Origin of the sequence: Enterocloster clostridioformis, assembly GCF_020297485.1 — a bacterium.
GTDB lineage: Bacteria > Bacillota > Clostridia > Lachnospirales > Lachnospiraceae > Enterocloster > Enterocloster clostridioformis.
Genome location: NZ_JAIWZC010000001.1, coordinates 5,054,810 through 5,070,380, shown reverse-complemented (window position 1 = coordinate 5,070,380; position 15,571 = coordinate 5,054,810). Strand labels below are relative to the sequence as shown.

Sequence of the window (15,571 nt, the reverse complement as noted above, 5' to 3'; positions counted from 1 at the left end):
CCTGCCCTATAAAATAATATTGCTTAAATTAGTGCTTGCGATACTTCAGTTTATCTCTCTGAACCTTCTCAATCGGAAGAATTTCTGCTTCCTTATAAGTAAGTGCTTCATGTACCGCGTTGAGGTTTCTTACCAGCTTACGGATTCCATCCGGCTCCAAAGATGCGGCATGATCCGTGCCTTTCCAAGTTCTATCAAGAGTATAATGACGCTCGATCACATCAGCCCCCAGCGTATATGCTGCAACATCAACAGCAATACCGAGATGATGGCCAGAAAAACCAATTGCCTTCACACGGTCTTCATAAGTTGCACGCATACGATTGATTTCAAGCAGGCACACATCCTTAAAAGGTACCGGATAGCCAGAAGTGCAGTTAAAGAGAACTAGATCCATTGCACGTCCATTTGCCTCAAACAGCTGTACAATCTTCTCTTCTTCTTCGTGAGTAGTCATACCAAAAGACAACTGAATTTCTCCCTTATAATTGTCACAGAGCCACTGCAGCATTTCATAATGGGTATTGCAGGCAGAAGGGATTTTGATAAAAACAGGGTTCAGAGAAGCGATTTCCTTCGCGCTAGTCATATCCCAAACAGATGTAGAATAAATAATACCTGCCTGCTCGCACCATTCCTTCAGTTGTGCGTGCTGATCTACTGTAAACTCCAGAAATTCACGATGCTCACCGTAGGTCTTACCATAGGAATTTTCCGGATGCGGATGCGGAGCATTGTACTGCTCCGGAGTCAAAAGCTCCTTCGGGCAACGCTTCTGAAATTTAATCAAAAAGAGGGTTTAATTCCCCGCAGCTTGCTGCGTAACAAACTTTTTCAAGACATGGAGGAAGTGATATACTAGAGGAAAAAGGAAAGGAGAAATTGTGTGATGAGTGAAACAATACGCAAGTCACACAATGTATCAGTACTCATGTATCATTTCGTATGTCCAACAAAATATAGAAGAGTAGTAATAGATGAAGATGTAGATAGGGTAATCAAAGAAACGTGTGAGGGAATTCAGGAAAGGTATGAAATAAGATTTTTGGAAGTAGGTACAGATAAAGACCATATACATTTTCTTATCCAGTCAGTGCCTACATATAGTCCAAAAAAAATCATCCAAATAGTGAAGAGCATCATAGCCCGGGAGGTGTTCGCGAAATGTCCACAAGTGAAGAAAAAATTGTGGGGAGGAGAATTCTGGACAGATGGCTATTACGTAGCAACGGTGAGTGAACATGGGAATGAGCAAATCATAAGTAGATATGTGAAAGAACAGGGACAGGAAAAAAATTATAAAACAATCTATAAAAACGTAGAGAAAACAAAGCAGTATAGCATATGGGATTATATGTAGAGGTTGCAACCTTCGATACCCCGCAGCTTGCTGCGGGGTAGTTCATTTGCATCAGCCTTGCAAAAATGGGCTGCGGTTTCAATGAGGTCTTTGGCAATTTCCATCTGCCCCATGTGGTTGCAACCAGCTTCAGCGATAACGAAAGGTTTCTTATACATAATAATTTCCTCCTTGGCTTATAGCCTTTAAAATATATTTCTGATATTTAATACAACTGAAAAGTAATTGAATTCTCATCACTTCCTCAGAAACATTTTACTCTGACACATCATTTACTCCTCTTAAAAACTGCATTCAACTGTTCTATAAGAAAGGCATCCTTTAGTGCCAAAAGTATCAACGCATAAATAACTGCTCCCATGATGCACGAAATCATAATACCAACTACTCCATTCGGTAATGCTGTCTGAACAAACCTAAGTATGACGAACATAGCGGAAGCAGATACAAGATATCGCCAAATTGGCGCAAACATCTTTTTTATCGAAAAATCTTTTCTAACAAAATACAACTGAATACCTGTGACAGTGCATTCGGAACACACCGTTGCTATAGAAACACCTATCGCCTGATACCTACCAATAAGTAACGCGTTTAAAACCAAATTAACTGCTGACCCGCAACATATGGAAATTGTGTATTCTTTTTGTTTCTTTGCCGGCACCAAATATTGTGTTCCTACAACATTACTCAATCCAATAATCATAATTATAGGCGAAATAATTGGAATCAAAATTTTAACCGCATCGTATCCAAAGCCATAAAACCACGGTACAAAGATGTTCACAATTGCAATCAACCCAAAAACAATGGGACTGGCTATAAAGTACACAAATCTCGCCGATTTATATATGCTATCTTCTATTGCCTTTTCATTTTTCTCAGCAAAAAGTCTCGAAACCCTAGGTAGCATAACAACTCCCATAGAGGTAACGATAGTCATTGCTACTTTGACTATTTTCTCAGACTGACTATAATAACCAACCTGCGTCGTGCTTGCGAAATAGCCCAACATTGTTTTATCAAGCACTGTATAAACCGATGCAGCAATTTGAGGAATAAATAGTGAAACCGTTCCCTTTACATGCTTTATAATATTGAGGGAAATTGCCCAGTGAAACGAAACATATTTTCTCTTATGGAACCACATAGTCGCATTGCCAACTAATAAAGTCAGGCTATGAGACAAGAAATAAATCCACAGATCATTTTTCGATTTAACACAGGTTAATATAACAATAACACCTAGAATTTTTACTGTTGCATTTCTTAGTACTGTTACTTTAAAATCTTCAAGTCCTTGATATAACCATGATATATCAATTAAAGAGGCCAACAGTGTAAACAACGAATAGTAATAATAAATTTTATACTGACTAAACTGCGCTGTAATGAGATACAGTGCTATAGCACACCCCATTGTAACTGCACGAATAATCAACAATTCAGAATATACTGTCGATCTCTTCTCATAATTATCTCCGCAATATGCTATCTCTCTCTGACCATACAAGTTAAGTCCTAAACATCCAAACAGAACAAAATACTGCCCAATAGAGTATATATATTCGTATATTCCAATATTATCTGCACCAAGAACTCTGGAAACATATGGTGTAGTAATTAGAGGAACTAATAATGCAAGCAGCTGATAGCCCGAATTATAAAAATAGTTTTTTATAACGCTCTTCTTCATAATTGCGACACCTCAGTTTCTGTACATTTTTTCACTGTTGTTGCTAAGCTGATTTGTCATCCATACTGCTCTGCTTGAATGTCAGGGACTTGCTCTGTATAATGTCAATGAACATTCTACAGAAAGAGAAAGTCCCAGAAGACCCTCCCGCTAAGTTGTGTCCTCTGAGACTCATGATAAAACCATGATTATTGTATCAGAGTACACGGAATCTGACAAGGGGGATGGCGTAATTACTATCCATTGTAACGAAAATTGTATATGCCCCATATGCCGGTCCCCTGTCAGCCACCGTGACTGGAAACCGCGAATCATGAAGCTGGATGGCGGACAGGTAGTGTGGCTGATGATTGAGCGGAGACGGTGTGACAATGAGGGCTGCCGGAGGATACCATGAACGAGGATTATCCTTGTGATGAAACCATACGGCGGCGGCACCACTGGCTTATGGCAAACTTTTCCCGGACAGAAGGTTACTGTCGGCAGGCTATGAGCCTCTTAAGGAATCCCGGACTGGCCGGCGCGGCCATTTTGGAAACAATTAGGAAATCCTGTGACAGGTGGCTTCCCGCTGTCCTGCGCATGGTCTATAACTCAGGCGGTTTCCTGGTATCCGTCCGAGGACATCTTATATGCACCCACTTTGTTTTGGCTGTCAGCGCTTTCTGCGGTATGCTGTCCAAAAAGGAGGTGCATACCATGCAGACAATCAAAAAAGATTTAAACTGGAGGGATAACGAGGCGCTCTCACGCTACACCTTGATCGCGCCACTGCTTGATGAGAGCCTGGATCCCGCCAAACGCAGCCAGCTGCGGGAAGAAGCAGCCTCAAAGTCAGGCTTATCCGAGCGTACCATCTTCCGGTACCTTGCCGCCTATGAAGAAAAAGGCTTCGAGGGTCTCAAACCCGTCGTGCCGGCTCAGGCGCTTGTCTCCGGGAGGCTGCCGGATAATTACCGGAAGATTGTGGAGCAGGCAATCCAACTGAGGAAGGAAGTACCCAGGCGGAGCGTGGAGCAGCTCATCTTCATCCTGGAGCAGGAGGGCTGGGCGGAGCCGGGCGTACTCAAGCGCCCTACCCTGCAGCGTCACCTTTATAAAGCCGGTTTCGGCACGAGACAGATGCAGACATACGCAAGCGCACGCGAAAGCTCGTCCAAACGTTTCTGCAAGCCCAACAGGATGTCAAGTATGGGTGTAAGCTCCCCATAGGGAAAAACGGGGCGATGGTGCAGACATATCTGTCCTCCGCCATCGATGACCACTCCAGATACCTGGTCCATTCCCGGTTTTATGACAACCAGGAGGAAAGCATCGTGGAGGATACCTTCCGGAACGTCCTCTTGAAGGCCGGGGCTTGTGATGCCGTATACTTTGACAACGGTTCGCAGTATGTGGCAAAACAGCTGAAATTCTCCCTTGCCAGACTTGGGATTACGGTTCGGCACGCAAAAGTCCGCAGCGGAAAATCAAAGGGGAAAATAGAAAAATTCCATCAGGTGGCCGATGCTTTTCTCAGGGAGGCCCGGATCCATAAGGTCAAAACACTGGAAGAGCTTAACCGCCACTGGAAAAACTACCTGGAGGAATACTGCCATAAGCAGCCGCACGAGGGCATCCGGGAGTATTATGAGAGCCTTGGCATGCCCGTCCCACCGGAAGGGATCACCCCTCTCCAGGAGTGGAACCGGGACTGCCGGCCTTTAAAGTTCCTGGATACATCCGTAGTGGCGGAAGCGTTCCTCCACCATGAAGAACGCCTTGTTGACAAGGGCGGCTGTATCAGCTTTCAGGGCCGCAAATATGAGACAAAACCGTCCCTTATCGGATTGAAGCGTTTACCGCAAAGCCGCTCGAAATGAGGCCGTTTTGTGATAAAAAAGACCCCCTGCCGATTTCCATGCAGGAAACGGAGCCGGATAATTCCCGTATGCTGGAGGCGCTGAAAAAGAAGAGCGCAGCATCCAAAAAGCACATGGCAGATGCCATCTCTTTCGGACAGTACAGGAAGGATGGTGGCAGCAATGTATAAAGCTTTTTACGAATTGCAGCGTCTCCCTTTCGTGCGCGATATCCCGTCGGGGATGCTGTATGAGTCACCGGCGATGGCGGACACCCTTGGGCGCCTGTCTTATGCGGCGGACCGCCAGCTGTTCGCCGTGGTGACGGCGGATGCCGGGTGCGGCAAGTCAACGCTGGTGCGCCGTTTTGTGGAGACGCTCCCCAAAGAGGAATATATCTTCCTCTACCTGTCGGACTCCAAACTGACCCCAAGATGGTTCTGCAAAGGCATGCTCGACCAGCTGGGCGTGGAATCAAAGTTCTACCGCGGCGATGCCAAGAGGCAGCTTCAGAAGGAGGTGGAGATCATCCGCGGCGTGCAGGGCAGGAAAGTCGTCTGCATCCTGGATGAAGCACACCTTCTGGAAAAAGAGACCATTGAGGAATTCCGCTTCCTGCTGAATTATAAATTCGATTCTATGAGCCCTATGGCACTCGCGCTCGTCGGGCAGACGGAGCTGTGGGATAAACTCCGGCTCCAGCGGTATGCGGCCGTCAGGCAGCGGATTGATTTAAGCTGCATCCTGCCCCATCTTGACCGTGCGCAGACGGAAAGATATATCCGTTCCCACCTTGCGTATGCCGGAGGCAGGCAGGATATCTTTACCGATAAGGCCATGGACGAGAGCTTCCGCGAGTCCACGGGGATCCTAAAGCGCATCAACCGGATCTGTGACGGCTGCCTGATGTACGCCAGCCAGCAGGGAAAGCGTCTTACGGACGAACATCAGGTAAGGTTTGTCCTCGAACATGAGATGCTGGGAGGTGAGGCCTGATGGTTCAGAAAAAAACATCGCCCGGCAGAGACCTTTGCTGACCGCATGCGCCAGTCCGGCGTATTGGATCTGCTGGAGGAATACATGGACATCCGGGACGAACTGGAGGTAGCCCTCAATTCCATAGAACTGCTCCATGGGGATATCAGGATCGCCATGGATGACATCAGCGGACAGCTTGAAGATCTTCAGGAGCATATGGATAACGTCAGCAGTAAACTGCGCAGGTTCAAATCGCCGCATGCAAAGCAGTATGAAGTTGTCAAAGATCGAGGGCGTGCTTCCATTTGACTGAAAAGCCTATGCAGGAGCACTCTCTATCAAAACGATGGTTTTAAGGGTGGAGAAATCCACCCAGAAGCCACCGCAATGACTGACATGAGTTAGAGCAGCCTGCTGAAAAATGAACAAATCTGGTCAGCGTCATATCAGGAGGTCAGTAACATTTCACTATATAACTAATCTGATATAGCATTGTCAAAAGCATAAAAAATGTTCTTTGATTAAAGTATGCTTCCGTCAAAAATAGAATACCGGTGAATACAAATATCGAAAATGTTAAAATCCTAGTCAGTGAATTATACTTGTAATGTTTTTCTGCTTTGCCACAAAAATAGAGAATCAAAATAAATATTATCAATGCAACAAATCCGCCACGATATGTTATATCCAAAAACATATTATGACAATGCGTTGCCGCTGTGTCATGCAACTTTGAAGTGATAACTTCATTCGTTTCATAGCCACTTCCGAAAATAGGTTTGACTCTTATCCAATACATAGCCCAGTCCCATGCACCTGTACGTCCCGTTAGAGTTAAACTTTTTCCAAGCAAATTTTCTATAATGAATGCAAAAAACTCTTGCAATCTGAAAATAACAATGAATAAGAATGTTCCTAAACTGGCAAGCATATATTGCGGAAAATGAATCCATTCCAACAACTTGTTTTTATACATTAATACCATATAAATAGCAAAAACAGAAAGACCAACAACACAGGTTCCTGAAAACGTAATGAGAATAGATAATGCCGATGCAATAAACATCCAAATTGATAATAGTGATACCTTATTAACTATATAGCAACGCATTACCGTAATACATAAAGCTGGCAAAATATAAACAATAAAATTATTTTCTGTACTAAAGAACCAATGTGTCAAATATTTCAGATTGCCTGTCAATGAAGCAGAATACCAAATTCCATCTGGATATTTAATAATCGTAATAAAGTTAATTGTGACATAGATCAACATTATCCAATAATACGCTTCAATAAAGCCTCGTGGGTTATGTCTACATACTAAATCCGTAAATACGCAAAAACCTACGACATATACTGTTGTTCGCTGTATGGTATAAAAATTTCCATGATTCAACGCAGTTGAAAACAAATACGACAAATGCAAAATCAGCACCAAATTAACAACAGGCGATGTCTTTATTTTTCCTTTTCCGGCCCCATAATAATATAAAAAAATCAGAAACGGAAAAAACATGTAGGATACATTACTTAGTATGCTATCCACTATTGGTAATTGGTTCGCATAATATTCGGGTCGTACTGCACATATTATTCCCAATATAATGAACCATTTTTTTTCACATAGTCTGCTTATGGAAATCATTTAGTGCCTCCATTTAGGGCCAATTCATAGTACCTTTCCTTAAATGCAGCACGCGAGAAATACTTCTCAAAGCACTCCTTATTTTTTCGTTTCAAATTTTCTATTCCAATAGAGTCAAGATTCTTTGCTGCGCTTTGATAGTCCGTGCAATTGCAAAAAACTATATTTTCATTCTTATTAAAGTCTAGGTTTCCTCCAATATCACTTAAAACAACCGCATTATTAGTATACATTGCCTCCAACGTCGACAAATCAAAAATTGAAATTCGATGAAGCATCAAATACACATCTGAAATCATTCCCACAGATAAAATATCTTTATGCTCTAATCTCGGAACATACACGTAAGAAAAATTATCATGCTTTTTCTTTAGTACTTCCAGTTCATTCAGCAAAGCATCTTTTAAGACCCCTTGTCCAATCAAAATATATCTAACTTTCCTGCTACTGTTTTCGCAGTATTTATCCAGAAAAATAACTGCTCTGTCCTGTCCCTTTGCCTCTGTAAGTGTTCCAACAGAATAGAATGTCGTGTAGCTATTGTCTCTTTCCAAACCATACGAGTCTATCGAGTCATTCAAGTCCGAATCAACATATATCGTATTGTACATTGGTTCTCCAATTCTAACTTGATTTTCATCTGCACTTCTGAATTCACTATTGAAATACATTTTCTTAGCACCATTGCTCGGAAAATGAACAGATTCTGCGCTCTTTAATGCCCTTCCCTCGTAAAAATTAGTTTTAATTTGCTTAGTTTTTCCGATTTTTACGCCTAAATTGATTCGTTCTTGAATCAAAGGTCCCTGCTGATGGTATATCAATATGTACTTTTTCCTGACCATAGACAGTAAAAAAGCACTTACAACATCATGGCAGATATACATATCTGGATTACAATCCATAAGGGTTCTGAAATATTGAGCTAGTGCTGTCTTGCCTTCATTCTCTTTAAAGATATATTGAAATTCAACATCCTCAAACTGCTTTCCAAGAGCATCTTGAAGCATGAAAAGCACTCCTCCAGCACCGCCTGTTGCACCTTTATTCATTCTGTATGCGCAAATTGCAACTTTTCTTTTAGCCATCATTTCACCTCTAAACAAACATCTTCCAAGCTCATTCTTTCAAAGGCCTTAAGTTCTCCGCCTCTCGTAGCGTTTATACATTTAACACCATGCGATTCTAAGAATCTTCTTGCACACCCGTATGCTTCTATCATTCCAACTACATTTCCCGCATTAGTTGTCGCGCTATCATAGTCCTTAGAAAAATACTGTTGCTTTTCACTCGTCTTTGAAATACTTCCATCAGAATTAATAACATTGGAATAATTACAATCGACCCCTAAAAAGACAATTCTTTCAAAACCCAAATAATAAGCCAATTGGATCGAAGGATATGTTGCTGTATACCCATCAACTAAATACTCCAATGGATCAGGTGAAAACTCATCAACACTTCTTATCACGTTATTTCTTTTCTTGTGAAAGCGAATAACATTATCCTTTTTCTTTAAATCTATAGGTAGATGATCAAACACATCTGGTGCAAAGAAATAATACTTGATATTCTCCTTGAATATCCTTTCAATCGTGTTTGTTTTATCGCCCACAATTGCACCATCGACTGCAACATAGAAATCAGGTCGCCAATCAGTCTGATCAAAAATCAAAAAAATTCTATTCGTGGCAAAACAATAACCACCACTTTTCTTTATCATTTCAAGATCAGATGCCTTTAGACTCGGACCATTGCCGATAATAAATGCCGTCTTGCCTTTATATCTGTTATGCATTTTTTCTAATGCTAAGTCTTTATCTGTCTTTGGCAAAACCTTTCTTGCAAATTTTCTTTCAGCAGTATATATTTTCAAATGAACTGGCCTAACCAATCCATATTTTGCAAAGCGTGCTATTCGATATGCACTCTTATTACTTTTAATCTTTTCTTTTAGCATGTTCCAATACCTCAATTATTTAAATCATTCACTACGCCATCGATATAGCTTAACGACTCTTTCCGAATCATATCTAGTTTTTTCTCAACAGCCGAATAATCGATTGTGCTGATTTTTTTTAGAACTTCTTCATTCATATCTGTGATAATCAGACTTTCAAGTCCTACCCTCTTTAGCAAATCATACTTTCTCTCTTCAAGCTGTATTTTCCCATCTATCATTTGAAATACGGGCGCAAATTTTTTCTTAAAGTTAATTGAAAAAGCAACTCCATGAAAAGAATTGGTTACGACATACTCTGCATTTTTTATTATGTTTAAGAATTCCAATGGCCCTTTATCATAGCAGTTCTTAAAACCAGCCATAAAAACTTTGGGGTGCTCCACCAGATTTATCACCGGCATATGAGTTAACTCCGAAAGCTTTTTTGCAATTTCCCAAGAATAGCGTCTACAGTTCACGGAATAATATAAAATGTATTTTCCTTTTATTGTCGCTGTATCTTTTATCAATTTTTCCCATTCTTCTTTTTTTAACAACAGTGTCGGATCTACCGTGTGTACTGCATTTATACCATTTGCCATCAAAAACTCTTGCCCGCTCTTCTCGCGAACAGAAATGCTTCTGAAGTCTGTCAATTGCTTAATAATATACTCTTTATGTTCCTTTGCAAAAGAAATATCTTCCCCAAACGATGCCGAATAAGCGTATTTTTTTCCTGAATAATTAAAATCCGCAAAAAAGACTTTACTTCTATCGTATATTCTTGGATCAAGATTCCAAATCTGATCACTTCCAAATATCAAAGCCTGATACGACTGCGTTGCATTTTCAATCGTATCTTCTTTAACTAAACATGTCTTATTTTCCGTCAATTTTTCGCTGACAAACTTTTCAAATTGTTTTTTTTTCTGTCCAATTTGTTTGCTATAAGGTATTTCATAGATACATCTTGCCAGTCTAGCACAGGAAAAAAAATTCTTCCAAAAATTGTCTCCATATGATTTTTCTTTTCTAAAATCAATTACTGACGTTTCCAAATCTTTAATGTTCAATACACACTTCAGTGCGTATGCCTGAAGTGAAGCTCCATAATTCAATCCAGAATGAAAAGTCAATATTCCTACTTTTTTCATGCTTTTTTCCTTAATATCCTTTTTGATTTATTGTAGCTCCAACATAATATATGCTCACCCACAAGACAGATTATAACGCTCGTTAGTGATATACAAACAGCTACCAAGGTCCCTTTTACATTATTAGTATCCGACAGTATTTTTCTTGTTAATGGAAAGACCTCAGAGAAAAACATCAGAACAAAACGGTGAAAAAGCATTATAAAGAAGCTATGTCTTCCTATGTATTCTAAACACTTATTTTGTTCAATTGCTACCGAAACACCTATCACTCCCACGCTCATCAATAATGCAATAAATATATAAAGCGGGAGCATTCCATAGGTATCTGTTCTTACACCTATTCCATCATTAAAGAAACTTAAGATACAGCCAATTAATATAGCTGCTACTCCTACAATTGCCTTCTTACTCCGCGAAACATACGGTACGCTCTGCCCCCCCCCCCCCCCCCCCCCCCCCCAATTGCTTTACTGCATAGATAACCGCACACCACAAAAAAGAGAAGGTTCATTGATGTTTCTAGCTGAAACGGCAAATATATATAACAAACATTAGAAATGACGTATCCTATTATTAGTAAAGCCACTGAAACCAGTAACAGTTTACAATCATTCCACTTCCGATTTCCCAGAAAATTTACTATTACATTAAATATGCACATAGTAGCAAAGAAGCACGGTACAAACCATAATGGAAGATTCCATTTCATATAGCCAAGTTTTGAGCTTCCATAAAACATACTTGCGATATTATTGACAAAGCTCATCTGGTTATGATCTGAAACACCTACATACTTACCAAGAACCAAATAGATAACTATGCTTAAAATTGATACTAGTATAACTCAATTTTAATAAGTTTACATTATTATCCTGAAAACCAAGGGAAACGTGCGCCCAAAGCATGGACACGTAAGCCAAGAAATCAGATTACTACCAATGCTTAAATTGTAAGCTTATTTAAATCGAGTTATACTAGATAATAAGGAACCATCAGCCTTTTAAATCTAGTTTTTATATAACCTCTACTATTCTTTGGTACAAAGGTTAATCCAGCCACAATAAAAAACAAAGGGACATGAAACGCAAACACCCATCTTCTCAATAGTGTGCCTTTAGTCAACGCATGACCTATAACGATGCAAATTATGCCCAGTCCTTTTGCAATATCGATATAATTTTTTCTTTTACTGATTTGCCTTTGCTCCATAATACTCACCCGTGTAACGATTGGCTATCAATCATTACACACCCCTTCATTAATTGCTTTTTAGTTTAGACACTTAACAAGATTATCTATATAAATATTTTTGTTGAATTTTTGCTCCACCAACTGGCGACCGCTGTAAGATTTATTCTGATAATACTGAGAATCTTCAAGTAACCTATTTACCTCTTTAACAACATTATTGACTAAGTTGTCATCTCGTTTATAGGCTGTTCCTTCTCCAATGTACTCTGGAATTCCACCAGCATTAGTCGTGATAATCGGAGTTCCACACGCCATTGCTTCAAGATTTGTTAGTCCAGCCGGTTCATCCCATATCGAAGGCAGTATTGCTATATCAGCTAGATTATACAGATAGGGTAAATCATCATGCTGAACGTACCCAGTAAAATTCACTCTCTTTCCAAGATCTTCAGCCATCTTATGTAACTTATTCTGATAATCGCTTTTTACCTCTGCATTGTAGTGAAAGCTGCCGACAATTAAGGCTTTCACATTGTTGGGAAGTTTTTTCATCGCTGTAAGAAGAACATCTGCACCCTTTTCTTCTGTCAAACGTCCAGTAAATATCAAAACCCTATCTTCTTCTTGAAGGCCGTACCTTGTTCTTAATTCTATAATTCTCTGATTATCTTTTTTTATAGGTCTAAACAAATCCGTGTCTATACAATTATAAAGTATTTCAACTTTATTACTCGGCACCTTTCCTATTGCGCTTTTTTCACTACATATCTCGTTTGCAACAAATTGACTCACGCACAGAAACTTTGTCGTCCTTTGCATCACGTCTCTGCTCTTAGCGTCTATTCTAGGCACATTATGTAAATGGTAGTACCACTGTCCCTTATACTTTGTGTTCTTAAAGCACAATGCCAAGGGTATATTGTTTTCTATTACTATTTTATCTGCATCTGTAAATTTAATTATTTTTCTAGAATTATGGATATAATACAGAAGTGAAAATGGTGTCTTGAAGGAAACCGCCTTTTCATCTTTCTTCATAATCCTAATAAAATTAAATGCCATTCGGTCCAACAGTGTTACGATTTTCGGAATTCTCACCCAAGTAAATCTAACATGAGGATACTGTTTTGACTTTTCATATGCCCTTTCCTCATAATAAGACACTACTTCTAACTTACACTGCTCTCTCTCATTATTTCCTTCAACCAAGTACTCAATTAGTGTCGCCACTGCACCACCTTTAGTTGCTGGTACAGGATAAGCACCATTTGAGTCTGCTGTTAATATCAGCACTTTCATTCTCTAAATCCTCTAATTTAACATTTTTTATAAAACTCAATATACTTCTTCTTCATGGTATCTGTGTTATAAATCTCAAGGACATCCTGATAGGCTCTTTCAGGAAGTTCTTTAGGAAATTTCTTCATGGCCGCCTTTATATGTTCAGCATACTCCTCTGCTTTATCACACACATAGCCATTAACGCCATTATTGATAACACTCTTATTTCCCATTGTATTGCTGACGAGAATCAACTTTTTAATGTACATATTCTCAATAAGGCTCATTGCAATTGCTTCGCCAAGACTACACAAAATAAAAGCGTCAGCACCTTTAGCCATTGCCAAAGCTTCCTTTCGAGGTTTCCATCCTGTAACTTCAATATTGGGGGCAGTCAACTCATTTTCAAGTTCACCATTGCCAATCCAAACAAATCTAGCATCTGGCACCAATTCAGCGATTCTGTTAAAAAGCTGTGGTTGTTTCTGGACGCAGGCTCGACCAAGTGTAAATACTGTAAACTTATCATTTTTTACTGGCTTTATACCGTCAAGGGATGCTGAAAGATCTGCAAGGTTCACACCAGTCTCAACATAAGCTGTTCTCTTAGAAAATTTCTTTGCCTCTTCGTCTTCACTTTCACAACAGGTAAGTGTAAGTGCTCGATTTCCAAGAACCTTTTCTGCAAACTTATAGACTTTGCTCTTCTTCCCCGGACCCATAAGAATATGTGCATATCCATGAGGTGTATACACAACAGTATTATTTTTTCCGTTATATGCAAGTCTACCTAAACCACCTGCAACCGAAGAATGCAGGTGAATCACATCTGGCTGAACATCTTTTTCAATTTGACGTAATTCCTTGATTGCCGCAACATCACTTTTTAAATTTGCCAATCCCTTTACGCCAACATTTTTCATTTCGATCAAATGCACTCTCTGATCCAGAAAGTCTTTATAATTCTTAGGGGTCTGCGGTCTGAGCGAATACGCAAGATAGACATCAAAATCATCCACCATATCGTTGCAGAGCTGAGATACGTAAGTGAATACGCCACCTCCAAAAGCTTCACATACCATCAAAATCTTTTTCTTTGCCATTTTTACTCTCCCAGTTCCTTCTCACATTTATCCAATACAGCTGCAATTACCTGATCCATATCATAGTACTTATACTCGCCAAGACGACCGCCGAAGATTACTTTTTCTTCTGCGTCTGCCAGCTTCTTATATTCAGAATAAAGCAAGCCATTCTTAGCATCATTAACCGGATAATACGGCTCATCTCCCGGTTTCCACTCGCTACTATACTCACGGCTGATGATTGTTTTTGGCAGATTGTTTCCATTTTCATCCTTGCCAAATTCAAACCATTTGTGTTCAATAATTCGAGTCCACGGAGTTTCGCGGTCGGTATAGTTCACTGCTGCGTTGCCCTGGAAATTAGGCTTGTCCAATGTTTCCGTTTCAAAGCGAACCGAACGATATTCCAACGTACCCAACTTATAATTAAAGTAAGCATCAATCGGTCCAGTGTACACAACCTTATCAGCCAATGCATCCAACTCGGCCTTGTTCTCCAGATAGTCTGTGTTCAAACGAACCTCAACACCATCCAGCAGATTTGCAACCATCTTGGTATAACCACCAACAGGAATACCCTGATAAAGTGCATTGAAATAGTTGTTATCAAATGTCAGCCGCACAGGCAGGCGCTTGATGATGAAGGCGGGCAGGTCCTTGCAGTCGCGTCCCCACTGCTTCTTGGTGTAGCCCTTGATAAGCTTCTCGTAGATGTCGCGCCCGACGAGGGAGATGGCCTGCTCTTCAAGATTCTGCGGCTCGCCAGTAATCTCCTTGCGCTGCTCCTCAATCTTGGCGGCAGCCTCTTCCGGTGTCACAACACCCCACATCTTGTTAAAGGTATACATGTTGAACGGTAACGAGTACAATTCGCCCTTGTAATTAGCCACGGGGCTGTTGGTAAAGCGGTTGAATTCTGCAAATTGTGTGATATAACTCCAAACCTTTTTATTGTTGGTATGGAAAATGTGAGCGCCGTACTTGTGAACGTTGATGCCCTCAACACTTTCTGTATAAATGTTACCCGCAATATTCGGACGCTTGTCCACTACCAAAACAGATTTTCCATGAGCCTTCGCCTCATGGGCAAAAATCGCCCCGTAAAGACCAGAACCCACTACTAAATAATCAAATTTTTCCATTATGTACTCCTCCACCCCTTCACGGGTTAACATCTCATTTCTTCATCTATGTACACATCTGCTCTTCACAGATAGTATTTCTCTCTAATTTCCGCTGTGTGATAACCACACTCGGCTAAGTGTTTTCTTATGCTGTCATATCCAATTACACCAGCAATCGTATTTCTCTTGTTTTCTACTCCATAAAACATCCGTTGAGTACACTCGTCTCTATTTCTCTATAACCGAAGTGCTGTTTTATACAGTCGAA

At 40.4% G+C, this 15,571-nt stretch carries 19 protein-coding genes; 7 read left to right on the top strand and 12 right to left on the bottom strand.

Annotation, left to right across the window (positions count from 1 at the left end; genetic code table 11):
- Positions 1-28: 28 nt before the first annotated feature.
- On the bottom strand, positions 29-790 hold the full coding sequence (locus LA360_RS25350; RefSeq protein ID WP_225537698.1) for an N-acetylneuraminate synthase family protein: 762 nt from the start codon (positions 788-790) through the stop codon (positions 29-31).
- A gap of 99 nt (positions 791-889) precedes the next feature.
- On the opposite strand from LA360_RS25350, the gene tnpA reads away from it, so the two are divergent.
- Positions 890-1,360 carry an IS200/IS605 family transposase gene (gene tnpA, locus LA360_RS25345; protein ID WP_112481777.1) on the top strand — a complete coding sequence of 157 codons (471 nt, stop codon included), beginning with the start codon at positions 890-892 and terminating at the stop codon, positions 1,358-1,360.
- Here the strand turns inward: tnpA and LA360_RS25340 are convergent.
- On the bottom strand, positions 1,351-1,518 hold the full coding sequence (locus LA360_RS25340) for a hypothetical protein (protein ID WP_225537697.1): 168 nt from the start codon (positions 1,516-1,518) through the stop codon (positions 1,351-1,353). The two genes, tnpA and LA360_RS25340, sit on opposite strands and share 10 nt — an antisense overlap.
- Positions 1,519-1,628: 110 nt before the next feature.
- Positions 1,629-3,056, bottom strand: coding sequence for a flippase (locus tag LA360_RS25335; RefSeq protein ID WP_112483506.1), 1,428 nt, complete (start codon positions 3,054-3,056; stop codon positions 1,629-1,631).
- A 184-nt stretch (positions 3,057-3,240) separates the two neighbouring features.
- Here LA360_RS25335 and LA360_RS25330 point away from each other — a divergent pair, with 184 nt between their 5' ends.
- From LA360_RS25330 to LA360_RS25305, 6 genes are read left to right on the top strand one after another with little or no spacing between them, the layout of a single operon-like run.
- Positions 3,241-3,453: a DUF6431 domain-containing protein gene (locus LA360_RS25330; protein ID WP_139017793.1), complete on the top strand. Its 213-nt coding sequence runs from the start codon at positions 3,241-3,243 to the stop codon at positions 3,451-3,453.
- Positions 3,450-4,268, top strand: a complete 819-nt coding sequence (locus LA360_RS25325; RefSeq protein ID WP_225537582.1) for a hypothetical protein — start codon at positions 3,450-3,452, stop codon at positions 4,266-4,268. The genes LA360_RS25330 and LA360_RS25325 overlap by 4 nt, the downstream gene beginning before the upstream one ends.
- A gap of 14 nt (positions 4,269-4,282) precedes the next feature.
- Positions 4,283-4,918 carry a DDE-type integrase/transposase/recombinase gene (locus tag LA360_RS25320; RefSeq protein ID WP_242997662.1) on the top strand — a complete coding sequence of 212 codons (636 nt, stop codon included), beginning with the start codon at positions 4,283-4,285 and terminating at the stop codon, positions 4,916-4,918.
- Positions 4,915-5,088 (top strand): hypothetical protein, encoded by a 174-nt coding sequence (locus LA360_RS25315; protein WP_170321110.1) that lies wholly within the window; start codon positions 4,915-4,917, stop codon positions 5,086-5,088. Before LA360_RS25320 ends, LA360_RS25315 begins: the two co-directional genes overlap by 4 nt.
- Positions 5,081-5,893 carry an ExeA family protein gene (locus tag LA360_RS25310; RefSeq protein ID WP_112481890.1) on the top strand — a complete coding sequence of 271 codons (813 nt, stop codon included), beginning with the start codon at positions 5,081-5,083 and terminating at the stop codon, positions 5,891-5,893. The genes LA360_RS25315 and LA360_RS25310 overlap by 8 nt, the downstream gene beginning before the upstream one ends.
- Positions 5,894-5,938: 45 nt before the next feature.
- Positions 5,939-6,184 carry a hypothetical protein gene (locus LA360_RS25305; protein ID WP_089776393.1) on the top strand — a complete coding sequence of 82 codons (246 nt, stop codon included), beginning with the start codon at positions 5,939-5,941 and terminating at the stop codon, positions 6,182-6,184.
- A 145-nt stretch (positions 6,185-6,329) separates the two neighbouring features.
- Here LA360_RS25305 and LA360_RS25300 read toward each other — a convergent pair whose 3' ends face one another.
- The 9 genes from LA360_RS25300 to glf form a co-directional block, all read right to left on the bottom strand.
- Positions 6,330-7,313: an O-antigen ligase family protein gene (locus tag LA360_RS25300; RefSeq protein ID WP_225537799.1), complete on the bottom strand. Its 984-nt coding sequence runs from the start codon at positions 7,311-7,313 to the stop codon at positions 6,330-6,332.
- A gap of 206 nt (positions 7,314-7,519) precedes the next feature.
- The gene (locus LA360_RS25295; protein ID WP_112483510.1) at positions 7,520-8,614 is read right to left on the bottom strand and encodes a glycosyltransferase; all 1,095 of its coding nucleotides are present in this window, start codon (positions 8,612-8,614) and stop codon (positions 7,520-7,522) included.
- Complete coding sequence (locus LA360_RS25290) at positions 8,611-9,483, bottom strand: 6-hydroxymethylpterin diphosphokinase MptE-like protein (RefSeq protein WP_112483512.1); 873 nt, start codon at positions 9,481-9,483, stop codon at positions 8,611-8,613. Before LA360_RS25290 ends, LA360_RS25295 begins: the two co-directional genes overlap by 4 nt.
- An 11-nt stretch (positions 9,484-9,494) precedes the next feature.
- Positions 9,495-10,619, bottom strand: a complete 1,125-nt coding sequence (locus LA360_RS25285) for a polysaccharide pyruvyl transferase family protein (RefSeq protein WP_225537696.1) — start codon at positions 10,617-10,619, stop codon at positions 9,495-9,497.
- Entirely contained in the window at positions 10,616-11,020 is a 405-nt protein-coding gene (locus LA360_RS32025; RefSeq protein WP_416824159.1) for a hypothetical protein, read from the bottom strand. The genes LA360_RS25285 and LA360_RS32025 overlap by 4 nt, the downstream gene beginning before the upstream one ends.
- A 571-nt stretch (positions 11,021-11,591) precedes the next feature.
- Positions 11,592-11,831, bottom strand: a complete 240-nt coding sequence (locus LA360_RS32020) for an acyltransferase family protein (RefSeq protein WP_112483519.1) — start codon at positions 11,829-11,831, stop codon at positions 11,592-11,594.
- 60 nt (positions 11,832-11,891) lie between these two features.
- Positions 11,892-13,112, bottom strand: a complete 1,221-nt coding sequence (locus LA360_RS25275) for a glycosyltransferase family 4 protein (RefSeq protein WP_112483521.1) — start codon at positions 13,110-13,112, stop codon at positions 11,892-11,894.
- A 17-nt stretch (positions 13,113-13,129) separates the two neighbouring features.
- The gene (locus LA360_RS25270; protein WP_112483523.1) at positions 13,130-14,197 is read right to left on the bottom strand and encodes a glycosyltransferase; all 1,068 of its coding nucleotides are present in this window, start codon (positions 14,195-14,197) and stop codon (positions 13,130-13,132) included.
- Between the two features lie 2 nt (positions 14,198-14,199).
- Complete coding sequence (glf, locus tag LA360_RS25265) at positions 14,200-15,321, bottom strand: UDP-galactopyranose mutase (protein WP_112483564.1); 1,122 nt, start codon at positions 15,319-15,321, stop codon at positions 14,200-14,202.
- Positions 15,322-15,571 lie beyond the last annotated feature (250 nt).

What these genes read in the sequence shown, in the direction of transcription:
- tnpA (WP_112481777.1), top strand. Translation starts at nt 890, where the DNA reads ATGAGTGAAACAATACGCAAGTCACACAATGTATCAGTACTCATGTAT.
- LA360_RS25340 (WP_225537697.1), bottom strand. Translation starts at nt 1,518, where the DNA reads ATGTATAAGAAACCTTTCGTTATCGCTGAAGCTGGTTGCAACCACATG.
- LA360_RS25335 (WP_112483506.1), bottom strand. Translation starts at nt 3,056, where the DNA reads ATGAAGAAGAGCGTTATAAAAAACTATTTTTATAATTCGGGCTATCAG.
- LA360_RS25330 (WP_139017793.1), top strand. Translation starts at nt 3,241, where the DNA reads ATGATTATTGTATCAGAGTACACGGAATCTGACAAGGGGGATGGCGTA.
- LA360_RS25325 (WP_225537582.1), top strand. Translation starts at nt 3,450, where the DNA reads ATGAACGAGGATTATCCTTGTGATGAAACCATACGGCGGCGGCACCAC.
- LA360_RS25320 (WP_242997662.1), top strand. Translation starts at nt 4,283, where the DNA reads ATGGTGCAGACATATCTGTCCTCCGCCATCGATGACCACTCCAGATAC.
- LA360_RS25315 (WP_170321110.1), top strand. Translation starts at nt 4,915, where the DNA reads ATGAGGCCGTTTTGTGATAAAAAAGACCCCCTGCCGATTTCCATGCAG.
- LA360_RS25310 (WP_112481890.1), top strand. Translation starts at nt 5,081, where the DNA reads ATGTATAAAGCTTTTTACGAATTGCAGCGTCTCCCTTTCGTGCGCGAT.
- LA360_RS25305 (WP_089776393.1), top strand. Translation starts at nt 5,939, where the DNA reads ATGCGCCAGTCCGGCGTATTGGATCTGCTGGAGGAATACATGGACATC.
- LA360_RS25295 (WP_112483510.1), bottom strand. Translation starts at nt 8,614, where the DNA reads ATGATGGCTAAAAGAAAAGTTGCAATTTGCGCATACAGAATGAATAAA.
- LA360_RS25290 (WP_112483512.1), bottom strand. Translation starts at nt 9,483, where the DNA reads ATGCTAAAAGAAAAGATTAAAAGTAATAAGAGTGCATATCGAATAGCA.
- LA360_RS25285 (WP_225537696.1), bottom strand. Translation starts at nt 10,619, where the DNA reads ATGAAAAAAGTAGGAATATTGACTTTTCATTCTGGATTGAATTATGGA.
- LA360_RS32020 (WP_112483519.1), bottom strand. Translation starts at nt 11,831, where the DNA reads ATGGAGCAAAGGCAAATCAGTAAAAGAAAAAATTATATCGATATTGCA.
- LA360_RS25275 (WP_112483521.1), bottom strand. Translation starts at nt 13,112, where the DNA reads ATGAAAGTGCTGATATTAACAGCAGACTCAAATGGTGCTTATCCTGTA.
- LA360_RS25270 (WP_112483523.1), bottom strand. Translation starts at nt 14,197, where the DNA reads ATGGCAAAGAAAAAGATTTTGATGGTATGTGAAGCTTTTGGAGGTGGC.
- glf (WP_112483564.1), bottom strand. Translation starts at nt 15,321, where the DNA reads ATGGAAAAATTTGATTATTTAGTAGTGGGTTCTGGTCTTTACGGGGCG.